Consider the following 547-nt stretch of genomic DNA (forward strand, 5'->3'; position numbering starts at 1 on the left):
TGTAGACCTGCTTGCAAAATCGCCACGGACTTGGTGAGTTCCGCAACACGATTTTGCGTTACATTAATGATATGTAAGGTACTTTTGAACTTCTTTGCCACTCGATTGAGTGGCTGAGCAAGGTGCGCACTGGCATTTGCATTATCGACGAAAAAGGTGATTTGGTATTCGTTCATCTGCAAATTTAGTCGCGGCAGTGGACGAGGAATACTTTGTCGACGTTCAGCAAAACCTCTTCAATGGGGATTTGAATTTTGCGCGTCCCTTCGAATCGGCCAGGTTGTTCTATCTCAATATCCGACACGATCAAAACCCGATCCGCTTGAGCGATATCGTGCGGAGTGAGCTGATTCTCTATCCCCATCGCACCTTGCGTTTCTACTTTAATTTGCACGTTATGTTTTGGCGCAGCTTTCATTAGTGCATCTGCCGCCATATAAGTATGAGCGATGCCTGTAGGGCATGCTGTCACCGCTACGATTTTCATGTTCTATCCATTTTATTTTTTGTGGATATTAGCACAGCCACCGCAGATTGAATTGATTTG

Annotated in this window: 1 protein-coding gene and 1 pseudogene; both read right to left on the reverse strand. The window is 45.2% G+C overall.

The annotated features are described in order from the left end of the window. A pseudogene (locus R7E78_RS29625) lies at nt 1-176 on the reverse strand (PTS fructose transporter subunit IIA); the annotation flags it as partial. Between the two features lie 8 nt (nt 177-184). After that, on the reverse strand, nt 185-487 hold the full coding sequence (locus R7E78_RS29630; RefSeq protein ID WP_005463048.1) for a PTS fructose transporter subunit IIB: 303 nt from the start codon (nt 485-487) through the stop codon (nt 185-187). Nucleotides 488-547: the final 60 nt, after the last annotated feature.

Source organism: Vibrio sp. YT-19(2023) (assembly GCF_033337395.1).

Bases quoted from the DNA above. Each gene is read 5' to 3' on its own strand.
- R7E78_RS29630 (WP_005463048.1), bottom strand. From the start codon at position 487: ATGAAAATCGTAGCGGTGACAGCATGCCCTACAGGCATCGCTCATACT.